General features: G+C 59.0%; 13 protein-coding genes. 9 read left to right on the forward strand and 4 right to left on the reverse strand.

Annotated features, from left to right (window positions below; translation table 11 throughout):
- The first annotated feature begins 293 nt into the window (after window positions 1-293).
- Genes ACYSTU_RS06855 through ACYSTU_RS06890 form a run of 8 tightly spaced genes read left to right on the forward strand, consistent with a single transcriptional unit; the run spans window position 294 to window position 9,282 of the window.
- Window positions 294-1,208, forward strand: coding sequence for a GDP-mannose 4,6-dehydratase (locus ACYSTU_RS06855; RefSeq protein ID WP_217879077.1), 915 nt, complete (start codon window positions 294-296; stop codon window positions 1,206-1,208).
- Window positions 1,205-2,176 carry a GDP-mannose 4,6-dehydratase gene (gene gmd, locus ACYSTU_RS06860; protein WP_016772418.1) on the forward strand — a complete coding sequence of 324 codons (972 nt, stop codon included), beginning with the start codon at window positions 1,205-1,207 and terminating at the stop codon, window positions 2,174-2,176. Before ACYSTU_RS06855 ends, gmd begins: the two co-directional genes overlap by 4 nt.
- A gap of 3 nt (window positions 2,177-2,179) precedes the next feature.
- Window positions 2,180-3,622 carry a mannose-1-phosphate guanylyltransferase/mannose-6-phosphate isomerase gene (locus ACYSTU_RS06865; protein WP_498997006.1) on the forward strand — a complete coding sequence of 481 codons (1,443 nt, stop codon included), beginning with the start codon at window positions 2,180-2,182 and terminating at the stop codon, window positions 3,620-3,622.
- Window positions 3,623-4,420: an ABC transporter permease gene (locus ACYSTU_RS06870; RefSeq protein WP_217879079.1), complete on the forward strand. Its 798-nt coding sequence runs from the start codon at window positions 3,623-3,625 to the stop codon at window positions 4,418-4,420.
- A complete protein-coding gene (locus tag ACYSTU_RS06875) occupies window positions 4,420-5,673 on the forward strand; it encodes an ABC transporter ATP-binding protein (protein ID WP_123441904.1) in 1,254 nt (417 codons plus the stop codon). Before ACYSTU_RS06870 ends, ACYSTU_RS06875 begins: the two co-directional genes overlap by 1 nt.
- Window positions 5,670-7,037, forward strand: coding sequence for a glycosyltransferase family 4 protein (locus tag ACYSTU_RS06880; RefSeq protein ID WP_498997009.1), 1,368 nt, complete (start codon window positions 5,670-5,672; stop codon window positions 7,035-7,037). The genes ACYSTU_RS06875 and ACYSTU_RS06880 overlap by 4 nt, the downstream gene beginning before the upstream one ends.
- Window positions 7,021-8,151 carry a glycosyltransferase family 4 protein gene (locus tag ACYSTU_RS06885; RefSeq protein WP_136493242.1) on the forward strand — a complete coding sequence of 377 codons (1,131 nt, stop codon included), beginning with the start codon at window positions 7,021-7,023 and terminating at the stop codon, window positions 8,149-8,151. The genes ACYSTU_RS06880 and ACYSTU_RS06885 overlap by 17 nt, the downstream gene beginning before the upstream one ends.
- Window positions 8,152-9,282, forward strand: coding sequence for a glycosyltransferase family 4 protein (locus ACYSTU_RS06890; RefSeq protein ID WP_280036297.1), 1,131 nt, complete (start codon window positions 8,152-8,154; stop codon window positions 9,280-9,282).
- 7 nt (window positions 9,283-9,289) lie between these two features.
- Here the strand turns inward: ACYSTU_RS06890 and ACYSTU_RS06895 are convergent, their stop codons facing one another.
- The 4 genes from ACYSTU_RS06895 to ACYSTU_RS06910 form a co-directional block, all read right to left on the reverse strand.
- Window positions 9,290-9,916, reverse strand: a complete 627-nt coding sequence (locus ACYSTU_RS06895; RefSeq protein WP_016772412.1) for a glutathione S-transferase family protein — start codon at window positions 9,914-9,916, stop codon at window positions 9,290-9,292.
- 104 nt (window positions 9,917-10,020) lie between these two features.
- Window positions 10,021-10,947 (reverse strand): LysR family transcriptional regulator, encoded by a 927-nt coding sequence (locus ACYSTU_RS06900; protein WP_136493244.1) that lies wholly within the window; start codon window positions 10,945-10,947, stop codon window positions 10,021-10,023.
- Between the two features lie 279 nt (window positions 10,948-11,226).
- Complete coding sequence (locus tag ACYSTU_RS06905) at window positions 11,227-11,619, reverse strand: DUF6957 family protein (RefSeq protein ID WP_070411934.1); 393 nt, start codon at window positions 11,617-11,619, stop codon at window positions 11,227-11,229.
- A gap of 369 nt (window positions 11,620-11,988) precedes the next feature.
- Window positions 11,989-12,666: an antitoxin Xre/MbcA/ParS toxin-binding domain-containing protein gene (locus ACYSTU_RS06910; protein WP_236167829.1), complete on the reverse strand. Its 678-nt coding sequence runs from the start codon at window positions 12,664-12,666 to the stop codon at window positions 11,989-11,991.
- A 183-nt stretch (window positions 12,667-12,849) separates the two neighbouring features.
- Between ACYSTU_RS06910 and ACYSTU_RS06915 the strand changes: the two genes are divergently transcribed.
- Window positions 12,850-13,398, forward strand: a complete 549-nt coding sequence (locus ACYSTU_RS06915; RefSeq protein WP_070411935.1) for a 3'-5' exonuclease — start codon at window positions 12,850-12,852, stop codon at window positions 13,396-13,398.
- Window positions 13,399-13,417: the final 19 nt, after the last annotated feature.

The raw sequence follows: 13,417 nt of genomic DNA on the forward strand, positions 1-13,417 counted from the left end.
CCGCGTCGCGGCGTCCGGAAAACAACCGGCCAACTCGCGACGAAGGCCATTCTAAACACATCCATCGCGAGTCCGGGAACCGCCGGGCGAGAATAAATCGGACTATGCTGACGAGAACTGACCAGTCACGGTTTGCCCGGTTGAAATTGCCGAGCAATTGGCACAGATTGGCAACCAAACAACTACAACAACGGCTTCGCCTGCTGTTTCACCGGATATTTCCTCCGGTCTGACAGGGCTTTCCTCAAAGCGTGTAAGGAAAGCGGCGCGAGTCATGACCAAGGGGTCGCTGTTTGAAAAAACGTCTGTTCGTCACGGGCCTCAGCGGCTTCGTGGGACAACACATTCAGTCTCGTCTGGCTTCGCCGGGATCGTCGTGGGCGCTGCTGCCTGCCGCATCGGCCTACGACCTTACGAACGCCGACAGCCTCATCGACCTTTGGCCCGAGATGCCGGATGCAGTCATTCATCTGGCCGGCCAGACCTTCGTGCCGGAAGCCTTTCGTGACCCGGCCCGCACCTTCGATATCAATCTTTTCGGCACTCTCAACCTGCTGCAGGCGCTCAAGGCTCGCGGCTTTTCCGGCACTTTCCTGTACGTCAGCTCCGGCGACGTTTACGGGCAAGTCGCCGAAGAGCATCTGCCAATCACCGAGCAACAACCGCCGCTGCCGCGCAATCCTTACGCGGTGAGCAAACTTTCAGCGGAGTTCCTCAGTTTGCAATGGGGCCTGAGTGAAGGCTGGCCGGTGCTGGTGGCGCGTCCGTTCAACCACATCGGCACCGCGCAGAAAGACAGCTTCGTCATCGCCAGCGCAGCCCGGCAGATCTGCCGTATCAGAGAGGGTCTGCAAGCGCCGCAATTGCAAGTCGGCGATATCGACGTTACGCGGGATTTTCTTGATGTCGGCGACGTGATCGCAGCGTATTTCGCCCTGCTGGAAAACGGCGCACCGGGGCAGGTCTACAACATCTGCTCGGGCCGCGAGCAAAGCATTCGCAGCCTGATCGAGCAATTGGCCGATCTGGCCGAAGTCGACGTAGAACTGGTGGCGGATCCGGCGCGCATGCGGCGCGCCGACCAGCGCCGCGTCTGCGGCAGTCACGCAAAACTGGCCAGCGCCACAGGATGGGCGCCAGCCACCACCACACAACAATCCCTGCGGGCGATCCTGTCCGACTGGGAGATGCGAGTACGACAACAATGACAAAAAGTGCACTGATTACCGGGATCACGGGCCAGGACGGCGCCTATCTGGCCAAACTGCTGCTGGACAAGGGTTACAAGGTTCACGGCCTCGTCGCCCGGCGCAGCAGCGATTCACGCTGGCGCCTGCGCGAGACGGGTATCGAAGCCGATATCGTCTACCTCGACGGCGACATGGCTGACGCCTGCTCGGTGCAGCGTGCGGTAATCAAATCGGCACCGGACGAGGTCTACAACCTCGCCGCACAGAGTTTTGTCGCCGCCTCGTGGGATCAACCGGTGACCACCGGCATCGTCGATGGGCTGGGCGTGACACACCTGCTCGAAGCGATCCGCCAGTTCAGTCCGCACACGCGTTTTTATCAGGCCTCGACCAGCGAAATGTTCGGCCTGATCCAGGCTGAGCAACAGGACGAGAACACCCCGTTCTACCCGCGCAGCCCTTACGGCGTGGCCAAGCTCTACGGACACTGGATTACCGTCAACTACCGCGAAAGCTTCAACCTGCACGCCAGCAGCGGCATCCTCTTCAACCATGAATCACCGCTGCGCGGCATCGAATTCGTCACCCGCAAAGTCACTGACGCCGCCGCGCGCATCAAGCAGGGCAAACAGCAGGACCTGGCGCTGGGCAACATCGACGCGAAACGCGATTGGGGCTTTGCCGGCGATTACGTCGAAGCCATGTGGCTGATGCTGCAGCAGGACAAACCCGACGACTTCGTGGTCGCCACGGGCGTCACCACCACCGTGCGCGAGATGTGCCGCATTGCCTTCGATCACGTCGGCCTTAACTACCGCGATTACGTGAAGATCGACCCGGCGTTCTTCCGCCCGGCCGAAGTCGAAGTGCTGCTCGGCAACCCGGCCAAGGCCCAGCGTGTGCTGGGCTGGAAACCGAAAACCGACCTGGATACCTTGATCCGCATGATGATGGATGCGGACATGAAACGCGTCGCCAAGGAGTAGGCCATGCTGATTCCGGTGATTCTGTCCGGCGGTGCCGGCACCCGTTTGTGGCCGGTGTCCCGCGAGGGCCACCCCAAGCCGTTCATGACCCTGCCCGACGGCCAGTCGCTGCTGGGCAAGACCTACCAGCGCGCGGCGGCGTTGCTGGACGGCTGGGGCGACATCGTCACCGTGACCAACCGCGAGTATTACTTCCAGAGCAAGGATCACTACTGCGCGGCGCATGTGTCGCGCCATCGCGGGCACTTTCTGCTGGAGCCGAGCGGGCGCAGCACCGCACCGGCGATCGCAGCGGCAGCACTGTCATTGCAGGCGCTGCACGGCGACGACGCAATCATGGTGGTGATGCCGGCGGATCATCTGATCGTCAATCAGGACGCCTTGAAGAGTGCGGTCGAGCACGCAGTGAATCTGGCGAAGGACGGTTATCTGGTGACCTTCGGCGTAGTTCCGACCGCGCCGGAAACCGGCTTCGGCTACATCGAGACCGGTGCGCCGCTGGACGCCAGAGGCGCGGCCAAGGTGCAGCGTTTCGTCGAGAAACCCGACTTGCAGACCGCCACGCATTACCTGGAGAGCGGCAACTTCCTGTGGAATTCGGGGATGTTCTGCTTCACCACCGCGACGCTCATTGCCGAACTGCAACTGCACGCACCCGAGTTGCTGGAACAGACCCGCGCCTGCATGGCCGCCAGTGCACCGGTCGAAACGGTCGGCTGCCTGCAACAGGAGCTGTCACCGACGCTGTTTGCCGAAATTACTGACATCTCCATTGACTACGCACTGATGGAGCGCTCGGAAAAAGTCGTGGTGGTACCTGCCGGTTTCGACTGGAGCGACATCGGTTCGTGGAACGCGGTCGCCGCGCTGATTCCCGCCGACGCCGACAACAACCGCGCCAGCGGCGAAGCGATCTTCATCGACAGCCACAACAACTTCGTGCAGAGCGAAGGCCGGCTGGTGGCAACCGTCGGTGTGGATAACCTGATCATCGTCGACACCGCCGACGCGGTGCTGGTGGCCCATGCCGATCGTGCGCAGGATGTACGCCGCGTGGCCAAGCAACTCAAGGACAAGTCCCACGAAGCCTATCGCCTGCATCGTACGGTCAGCCGTCCGTGGGGCACCTACACCGTTCTGGAGGAAGGCCCGCGTTTCAAGATCAAGCGCATCGTGGTCAAACCCGGTGGCAAGTTGTCGTTGCAGATGCACCATCATCGCAACGAACACTGGGTAGTGGTCGAAGGCATGGCCAAGGTCACCAACAACGGTTCCGGCACGACCCTCGTCGCCAAGAACGAATCGACGTTCATTGCTGCCGGCCACAAGCATCGCCTGGAGAACCCCGGAGTGATCGATCTGGTCATCATTGAAGTGCAAAGCGGCGAGTACCTGGGCGAGGACGATATCGTTCGCTTCGAAGATCAATACGGCAGGACGGTCTGAATGCTGCTTTCCCTGTACCGCTCGCTGTACAGCTACCGTGGGTTCATCCTCGGCAGCGTGCAGCGCGAGTTTCAAGCGCGTTATCGCAACTCGCTGTTCGGCGCGCTATGGCCGATCTTCAATCCGCTGTCGATGATCATCGTCTACACGGTGATCTTTTCCCAGATCATGCGCGCGCGCCTGCCCGGTGTGGACGACAGCATGGCCTACAGCGTCTACCTGTGCGCTGGTCTGCTGGCCTGGGGACTGTTTTCCGAAATCACCCTGCGCAGCCAGAACATGTTTCTGGAAAACGCCAACCTGCTGAAGAAAATCAGCTTCCCGAGGATCTGCCTGCCGGTGATCGTGCTAATCAACGCCGGGATCAATTTCGCCATCATCATCAGCCTGTTTCTCGGGTTTCTGCTGGTCACCGGGCGCTGGCCGGGGATGGCTCTGCTGGCGCTGATTCCGCTGATTGCTGTGCAAATGATGTTCTGCGCCGGGCTGGGCATGGTCCTTGGCGTATTGAACGTATTCTTTCGCGATGTCGGCCAGCTGTTCGGCATCTGCCTGCAGTTCTGGTTCTGGCTGACACCGATCGTCTACCCGATCACGATCCTGCCGGAATGGGTGCAGCGCCTGCTGCAACTCAACCCGCTGACCAACCTGTTCAGCAGTTATCAGAACCTGTTTCTCTACGGTCAGTGGCCGGTATGGAGTTCGCTGCTGCCGGTTTTCATTACCGGCATGGTGTTCTGTCTGATCGGTCTGCGACTGTTTCGCCAGCGCGTCGGCGAAATGGTGGATGAACTCTGATGGGACATATTCGCGTCACCGGCCTGGGCAAGGCCTATAAGCAATACCCCAACCGCTGGGCGCGCCTGGCTGAGTGGCTGATTCCGTTTTCGCCGATCCGCCATCAACAGCATTGGGTGCTGCAAGATGTCGAATTCGAGATTGCTCCGGGTGAAGCGGTGGGTATCGTCGGCGCCAACGGTGCAGGCAAAAGCACCTTGCTGAAAATGATCACCGGCACCACTCAACCCACCCAAGGCAAGATTGAATTGCAAGGGCGCGTCGCAGCCCTGCTGGAGCTGGGCATGGGTTTCCATCCGGACTTTACCGGTCGGCAGAACGCAATCATGGCCGGTCAGTTGTTGGGCATGCAGCTTGAAGAAATCCAGGCCCTGATGCCCGATATCGAGCGTTTTGCCGAAATCGGCGAAGCCATCGATCACCCGGTGCGGACTTACTCCAGCGGCATGCAGATGCGTTTAGCGTTCAGCGTCGCCACGGCTCGGCGCCCGGACATCCTGATCGTCGACGAAGCGCTGTCGGTGGGCGACGCCTATTTTCAGCACAAGAGCTTCGAACGCATCCGCAGCTTTCGTAAATCCGGCACGACGTTATTGATCGTGTCCCATGATCGTTTCGCGATTCAGTCGATTTGCGACTCGGCGATCCTGCTCAAGGACGGGCGCGTGGCCATGCGCGGCAAACCGGAGCCGGTTCTGGATTATTACAATGCGCTGATGGCCGAACGGGAGGGTCAGGTCGTACGCCAGGAAACGCTCGCCGGCGGCGAGGTGCAAACGGTTTCCGGCACCGGCGAGGCGGCGATTCTCGGCGTACGCCTGCTCGATGAAAACCAGCGCAGCATTGACGCTGTCGAAGTCGGCCAACCGGTGGTGCTCGAAGTGCAGGTCGAGGTACGCGAGGACATCGAACGGCTGGTGCTGGGTTTTATCCTCAAGGATCGACTGGGCCAGATGATGTACGGCATCAACACCCACCGGCTGAACAAGGCATTGACCGATCTGCGCGCCGGTGAACGCTTCACCTATCGCTTCGCCTTCATCATGGGCCTGGGCAAAGGCAACTATTCGGTGTCCCTTAGCCTGTCGCGTCTGGACTCGCACCTGGATCGCAATTTCGAGTGGCGTGACTACGCACTGGTGTTCCACGTGATCAACAACCCACGGGAGGATTTCGTCGGTTGTGCCTGGCTCGACGCAAAAACCACCATTACCCGTGAAACCGAGGCCCGGCCTGTCGAGCGTGCGCCATGACCCGCCTCTTGGTTGAATGCACTCACGTATTCAAACACCCCAAGGTCAATTCGGGGATTCAGCGCGTGGTGCGCAACGTCATCAAGCAGCTGCCCGCCAGCGCTGACGGCGTTGAGTGCATGCCGGTGGTGGTGATCAATCGCCAGCTCTACCGGGTGCTGCAACTGGCGCCTCTCGATACACCGTTCTGGAACAGCCTCGAAACCTTCGGTGAACGCCTGGAGCGCCTCGCCCATCGTTTCTGGCAGTGGCATCAGCGCCGCGATGCGCTATGCACTTCGAAACTGGCGCGGCGGCTCCTTTATGTCAGCTATCGGTTGACCCAGTTTGCCGTGCTCGGCCTGCCGATTCGGCTCGTCAGACGGATCAACCGCAGGCAGCTGCTTCAACGTTGCTCGCCGCTTCAACACCATCAGGGCGATCAACTGGTGCTGCTGGATTCATCCTGGCACTCGGACTTTTTCGCCCATGTCGAGCAGCTCAAACGCGACGGCGTCGGCATGATCGCGGTGATCTACGACCTGATTCCGCTGACGCATCCGCAGTTTTACGACACGCGTCTGGTCGAAGTTTTCAATGAGTGGTTCGACTGGATTACCCGCACGGCCGACGGCTACATGGCAATTTCCGCCACGGTGCGTGATCAGGTGCGTGGTGAATTGCAACGCAGAATCGGTGCCGAGCAGACTGAAAACCGCTGGTTCGATTACTTTTATCTGGGGTCCGAGCTCGACCTGCATCACGGCGCGGCAACGATCGAACCACGCCTCGAGGATCTGTTCGCTGCATCCGGCCCGGTATTTCTGATAGTCAGCACCATCGAGCCGCGCAAGAACCATGGGTACCTGCTCGACGCCTTCGAACGCGCCTGGGCTGCCGGCTCGACGGCACGCTTGTGCATCGCCGGGCGTATCGGCTGGAAATGCGACGCGCTGCTCGAGCGAATCCGCAATCATCCGGAACTGAATCGGCGCCTGTTCATGTTCAATGACCTGAGCGACACCAGCCTTGAATACGCATACGCGCAGGCCAGTGCGCTGGTCTTCCCCTCGTTCGTCGAAGGCTTCGGCCTGCCGCTGGTGGAAGCCATGCAGCGCGGTTTGCCAGCGATGGGTAGCGACATCGCGGTATTCCGCGAAATCGGTGGCGAGTTCATGGCGTATTTCGATCTGCTGGATCCACAAAGCCTTGCCGATCTGATCGAAACCTATCAGCGCAGCGGACAGTTTCCCGCCGCCCGCGACGTCGCTGACTGGCGCTGGATCGGCTGGCGCGAGGCCAGTGAGCAGCTGGCGACACGCAGCCTTGCCCATGTTCAGCAGGCCCCGCGCGTGCAAGCGAGGCCGCATGCGCATTGCTCTTAACGCCCGCATCCTGCAAGCACCGCGCACCGGCATTGGCCACTACGTCGCCGAACTGGTCAACGCGTTGCGCAGCGAACCCGATGTGGACGTAAGCCTGTTTCACGGATGGGGCTGGAGTTCGGCCCTGCCGGCCGCAGCCATGCCCGGCTACTCGCGCATGACGCCATTGCTGCGGCAAATTCCCGGGGCTTATCAGGCACGCCGCTGGCTGGAGCAGAAACGTTTTGATCAAGGGCGTGCACAAGGGCTCGATCTTTATCACGAGCCGAGCCTGTGGCCGCTGGCCTTCGACGGCCCGACCGTGATCACCCTGCATGATCTGACGCACCTGCATTTTCCAGAAACCCAGCCACCAGCACGTTTGAGGGAAATCGAACGTCGTCTGGCCGCCGGCGTGGAGCAGGCGCGGGTCATTCTGACCGATTCGCAGGCGATCGCTGACGAGGCGCAGGCCTACTTCAATCTCCCTGCACAGCGATTCGTGGTGGCGCCGTTGGGTGTGGCCGAACGCTTCCGTCCTCGGCCACTTGAGGAAATCGACAGTGTGCTCAAGGCTCACGCCGTCCAGGCACGGGAATATTTCCTCTGTGTCGGCACCCTCGAGCCACGCAAGAACCTGAGCCTGGCGTTGCAGGCCCACGCCCTGCTGCCAGACGCTGTGCGCCAGCGCTTTCCCTTGTTGATTGCGGGCATGGCCGGTTGGCAGCGCGAGCAGTTCAACGAGCCACTGCGCCAGGCATTGGCCAGCGGCCACGTGTGCCTGCTCGGCTATCTGCCCGATGAGCAATTGGCGCAACTGCTGGCCGGCGCCCGGGCGCTGATATTTCCATCATTGTATGAAGGCTTTGGCTTGCCGGTGCTGGAAGCCATGGCCAGTGGCACGCCGGTGGTGACCACCCGTTCTTCGGCGATGCCGGAAGTGGCCGGTGCGGCTGGCAACTATATTGAAGCGGACGATGCCGAGGGCCTGCGCGATGCAATGAGCCGTCTGCTTGACGACTCGCAGCATTGGCAGGCCTGCCGCGAAGCAGGATTGCAGCAGGCGCGGCTTTTTTCCTGGCAACGTTGTGCACAGGCTACGGCCGGTGCCTATCGCCAGGCCATGGGAGGTTGAATGCGCGTTCTTCATTTCTTCAAGACGTACCTGCCCGATTCGGTCGGCGGCATCGAACAAGTCATCTTTCAGTTGTGCGAAAGCGGCGCCCAGCATGGCATTGATGGGCAAGTGCTGACCCTCAGCACCAATCCGACACCGCCCGTGGTGCAACTGGGCCAGCACGAAGTACATCGGGCGAAGCTGGATATTCAGTTCGCCTCGACCGGTTTTTCCTGGAGCGTGTTCAAGCAGTTCCGTGAGCTGGCCGCCGAAGCCGACGTGATCAACTATCACTTCCCTTGGCCATTCATGGACCTGGTGCATTTCGCCAGCGCCGTGAACAAGCCGAGCGTGGTCACCTACCACTCGGACATCATTCGCCAGAAGCATCTGCTCAAGCTCTATCGGCCACTGATGAATCGCTTCCTCGCCAGCGCCGACCGCATCGTTGCTGCATCCCCGAACTATCTGCACACCAGCGATGTGCTGCAGCAGTTTCAGGACAAGACCCGCGTTATCCCCTACGGCCTGAATAAAGCAGGTTATCCACAGCCTGATACCGAACGCATGAACCGCTGGCGCCAACAGCTTGGGGATAAGTTCTTTCTGTTCGTCGGGGTGATGCGTTATTACAAGGGGCTGCACATCCTGCTCGATGCGCTCAAAGACATCGATTATCCCGTGGTGATCGTCGGTGCCGGTCCGCTGGAGCAGGAACTGCATGCACAGGCCGCCGCGCTGGGCCTGCGCAATATTCACTTTCTCGGCCGACTGAGTGACGAGGACAAAGTGGCGTTGCTGCAATTGAGTTACGCGATCGTATTTCCTTCGCACCTGCGCTCCGAGGCTTTCGGGATTTCGCTGCTCGAAGGCGCGATGTACGGCAAACCGATGATCTCCAGCGAAATCGGCACCGGCACCAGTTTCATCAATATCCACAACGAAACCGGACTGGTGGTGCCACCGAGCAATCCACAGGCCTTTCGTGAAGCCATGCGTACGCTTTGGGAAAACCCTGAGCGTGCTGCCGAGATGGGGGTCAAAGCGGAAGCGCGCTATCGGCAGTTGTTCACCGCCGATGAGATGGGTCGCAAGTGGACAGAGCTGTATCAGGAACTGCTGGCTGAAAAGGCTCTGTCCTACGCTTGAGTGGAGATCACGCGGTTTTCTGCAACCCTGCCACCGTACGCGGCATCGCGACAAAACCCGGCAACGCTTCGATCCGTGCCAGCCAGGCGCGAACATTGGCGTAGTCATCCAGCGAGACATTGCCCTCCGGCGCGTGAGCAACGTAGCTGTAGGCAGACACGTCAGCGATGGTCGGCTCTTCGCCCGCCAGATACGCTGTTTTGCCCAACTCCAGCTCCATGACCTTGAGCAGGTTGTGCGCACGGCCAATGACTTCCTCGGCATTCAGTTGCGCACCAAACACCGTGATCAGGCGTGCCGCCGCCGGGCCAAAGGCAATCGGTCCCGCCGCTGCCGACAGCCAGCGCTGCACATGCGCTGCGCCCACCGGGTCGGCCGGCAGCCAGCGTCCGTTGCCGTATTTCTGCGCCAGATAAACCAGAATCGCGTTGGAATCGGCCAGCACCACGCCGTTGTCATCAATCGCTGGCACTTGGCCAAAGCTGTTGATCGCCAGGTACTGCGGCTGCTTGTGCTCACCTTTGGCCAGATCGACGAAGATCAGCTCGGTCGGCAGTTGCAGCAGCGACAGCATCAACTCGACGCGGTGCGCGTGACCGGAACGGGGAAAGTTGTAGAGTTTGATCGCTTGCATGGTCGACTCCGCTGGAAAGTGACGTCGCTACGGGGATGAGCGCGCCGATGGAGTCATCATCCATGGGTTGCCGGAACAACAGAATAACCACCCACTGCAATCGATTATTTCATCTCGTGCAATAACGCCGCTGCGTTCAAGGCCGGATGCTCGCGCAGCGCCTTCACGGCGAAGTCGACAAAACTGCGGATCCGCGCCGGCGCCTTGCGCCCGCCCTGATACACCACATGAATCGGCAACGGCGGCAATTCAAACTTGGCGAGGACGATTTCCAGCTCGCCCGCTGCGACCTTGTCCGCTACTTGATAGGACAGCACTCGCGTCAGGCCCAGGCCTTTTCGCGCGGCGGTGATCGCCGACTGATTGGCCGTGACGGTCAGGCGCGGTTCGGTGCGCACACTGAGTGCTTCACCGCCGTCGAGAAACGGCCAGTTGCGTTGCTGACCGATCGCCGACGTCGCCACCACCGGCAGCCCGGCCAAGGCCTGCGGATGCTCCGGGCGGCCATGTTCAGCCAGAAACCCCGGCGAAGCGCAGATTACCCGCCGCACTTCCCCGACGCGAATCGCATGCTGATTGCTGTCCGGCAGCTCACCGATGCGCACCGCGACATCAATGCCCTCCTCGACCATGTTGACGACCCGGTCCAGCAACAGCGCATTGATCGACACATCAGGGTAGCGACAGAGGTAATCGGCCATGACCGGAGTGACGAACAGATCGCCAAACAGCACCGGCGCAGTGATCGTCAACTGCCCGCGCGGCAAGGCATGGCTGCCTGCCGCCGAATCCTCGGCCTCCTGCACTTCGGCGAGAATCCGCCGGCAGTCATCGCAGTAACGTTGCCCGGCTTCAGTCAGATGCACAGTGCGCGTGGTACGCACCAGCAACTGCGTACCGATATGCTGCTCCAGCGCCGCCACCGCCCGGGTGACGCTCGCCGCCGACAAACCCAGACGCCGCGACGCCGCCGAAAAGCCTTGCTCCTGGGCGACGACAACGAAAATCTGCATTTCCTGAAAGCGGTCCATGGGATTCCTCGGCGGCGGATACGACAATCGCAGCCGAGGCTGCGATTGAGGAAGCTGGTTACCAACAACATAGTTTGACACAGCCCCTCAAGTAAACCGGGGCCTGTAGGATGATCCGGGGTCCATACAACAGCAACATAGACTGACACAGACGCGTCACATTTCAAATACGATGCTCGATTGGTAACAACATAGATTGACACAACAGCGACGGCGTTCATTCATGCCGAAACGCTATGCGAGCGCGACTTGCCACTCACCTGTGTGGGAGTGAGTTTTTCAGCACAGGCTCAGTGCGATGTCTAAATCTGTACGCAACCTTCGACCGGCCCCCATCAGCACATAAACTGTGTTTTTTGTTGGAAACAGGCAGTTGTGGGTGAAAGAAACACCCAGTGTTGTTTTGACCCAATCACCAGGTGCGAAGCGACCTTTACTATCTTGGATAACGGTCGAAGCGTAAACGAGAGCAGGAATTAGCTCCCTGTCCTTAATGGCTTTCAGCTGACTTGTTGTGACGTCGAGATCCAATATTGCCCAATCAGCAACAAGACAATAGGCACGGGAAGGGAAATGCAGGCGGGCGAGCGCTACAGCATCTGGTGTGGTGAGTTGGCATCCGTCTATTTTCTCACCATCAGAAAGCACTGAAATATAATCTGCCAAATTCATGACTACCTCCTGCCGATTAAAAAAACCGATTCGAACGAGAAGCATCACTCAGCTTAGCTGCTAGCGGATCACCAGGTTCCGATGCCGACGGATAGCAGCAGGGTGACCTCATGGCTGTTTCGTCTTCTCCCTTCATCTCACTGAACGGGATGATTTCTATCGAGCTGCCACCCGATAAAGTGGTTTGCGCCAGTACCCAGCTATGCCATTGCCGTGCGTGTATCTTTCTCAACGGTACGTGCCGATGTGAGTGAAACCTAGTGCTTCAATGGATGCCCGTGGATGCCGTATCGGCAAGGCGACGCCGGTATAGGCGCCTGAAATCCATGTTACTCAAGGAGCGGTAGACGCCGTTTGGCTGCGGCTGAATCAAAATGACATGCCCTCCGACACTTGAATCAGCATTTCTTCGACTAGATGTGTGCCAAAGGTTGTAGCAACCATCGACGATGGGCTTTCTCCCAAAAAGCGGGCTTTGGGTTTGGAAAGCCATTGTTTGGCCTTAACTTTGTCACCGAAGATCACCTCGGCCATGGCGGTAATATGTACAAACCGGAAAAGGCGATCGCTCTCAGGCAGGGTTAAGAGCTGATTGGCTGACAGTTTTGTTTTTAGCGTTTTGGGTTGAATGATTCTGTCGCGCTCTTCGTCGCTTAAGGTTCCATCATCACAAAGCATTTTGATCAGGCTGACCGAGAAGCCAGCTACTATCATGTCGTGAATGTCCAGATCCGAGGCATTGACAGAGATATGAAGAAGCCTCTCCAGACGCATGCGGTAAGCATGATAGACATCCTGACGCAGGACGCCAGAAACCATGGGCCGCAATGATGTTGCGTTGTGCACGGGCGTAAGCACTAGTGTGCCATTCGCTACGGTTAGCTCCAGGTCGTCCCCAACACCTAACCTCATTTGGTCAAGCAACTCTTGAGGCAGATCGATGATGATGTCGCCAGTACCGTCCTCAGTTTTTTGGCACTTGACTATCCAACGCTCGGTTTCACTCATGATCGTCCGGCCCTCATCCGCCATCAGAATGACACACATCATTATGCCTGGGCGCAGAGCTGACCAAAGGAATGGGCAACCGCTGACAGACAGGCACTGCCGCTGCTCGAACGCCGGATAACGAGTGAAAGGGCAAAAAATGGGTCAACGGCTATACCTGCCTTTCCACCTTCACATGGCTAAGCCTGAGCGTGATCAGGTAACTACACGAAAGGATATGACATGCACCCTGATGAGCTTTATGTTTCCGTCGATGTCGAGACGTCTGGACCTATACCAGGCGAATACAGTCTGCTTTCCATTGGAGCTTGTCTTGTAGCCCAACCTGAAACGTCCATCTATCTTGAACTACGACCTGACAGTCCGAAACACGACCCCGAAGCGCTGGCAGTATCGGGGCTGATTCTGGAGAATCTGGAGCGTGATGGCCTCGCTCCGCAACAGGCGATGCTGACATTTGATCAGTGGCTGAAATCGTCCTGCCAAACGGGGCAAAAGGTCATTTTCGTAGGACTCAATGCGCCGTTTGACTGGTCATTCGTCAATTACTACTTCCACAAATACCTGGAAACCAACCCCTTTGGTTTTACCGCCATCGACATGAAGGCCTACTTTATGGGCGCTTTAGGTTGCAGCTGGCAGGAAACAAAATCATCCAAAATGACCGCTGCGCTGAAGCCACTCAGCGAGCCGAACCATAACGCATTGGATGATGCCCGCTTTCAGGCAGAGCTCTTCGCCCTGATGCTAGCGGGTAAAGATAAACGCTGACCTGCCTTCCACCTCACGG

This window comes from Pseudomonas glycinis, assembly GCF_054871425.1.

Coding starts and splice junctions, on each gene's coding strand:
- gmd (WP_016772418.1), top strand. CDS start 1,205: ATGACAAAAAGTGCACTGATTACCGGGATCACGGGCCAGGACGGCGCC.
- ACYSTU_RS06865 (WP_498997006.1), top strand. CDS start 2,180: ATGCTGATTCCGGTGATTCTGTCCGGCGGTGCCGGCACCCGTTTGTGG.
- ACYSTU_RS06870 (WP_217879079.1), top strand. CDS start 3,623: ATGCTGCTTTCCCTGTACCGCTCGCTGTACAGCTACCGTGGGTTCATC.
- ACYSTU_RS06875 (WP_123441904.1), top strand. CDS start 4,420: ATGGGACATATTCGCGTCACCGGCCTGGGCAAGGCCTATAAGCAATAC.
- ACYSTU_RS06880 (WP_498997009.1), top strand. CDS start 5,670: ATGACCCGCCTCTTGGTTGAATGCACTCACGTATTCAAACACCCCAAG.
- ACYSTU_RS06885 (WP_136493242.1), top strand. CDS start 7,021: ATGCGCATTGCTCTTAACGCCCGCATCCTGCAAGCACCGCGCACCGGC.
- ACYSTU_RS06890 (WP_280036297.1), top strand. CDS start 8,152: ATGCGCGTTCTTCATTTCTTCAAGACGTACCTGCCCGATTCGGTCGGC.
- ACYSTU_RS06895 (WP_016772412.1), bottom strand. CDS start 9,916: ATGCAAGCGATCAAACTCTACAACTTTCCCCGTTCCGGTCACGCGCAC.
- ACYSTU_RS06900 (WP_136493244.1), bottom strand. CDS start 10,947: ATGGACCGCTTTCAGGAAATGCAGATTTTCGTTGTCGTCGCCCAGGAG.
- ACYSTU_RS06905 (WP_070411934.1), bottom strand. CDS start 11,619: ATGAATTTGGCAGATTATATTTCAGTGCTTTCTGATGGTGAGAAAATA.
- ACYSTU_RS06910 (WP_236167829.1), bottom strand. CDS start 12,666: ATGTGTGTCATTCTGATGGCGGATGAGGGCCGGACGATCATGAGTGAA.
- ACYSTU_RS06915 (WP_070411935.1), top strand. CDS start 12,850: ATGCACCCTGATGAGCTTTATGTTTCCGTCGATGTCGAGACGTCTGGA.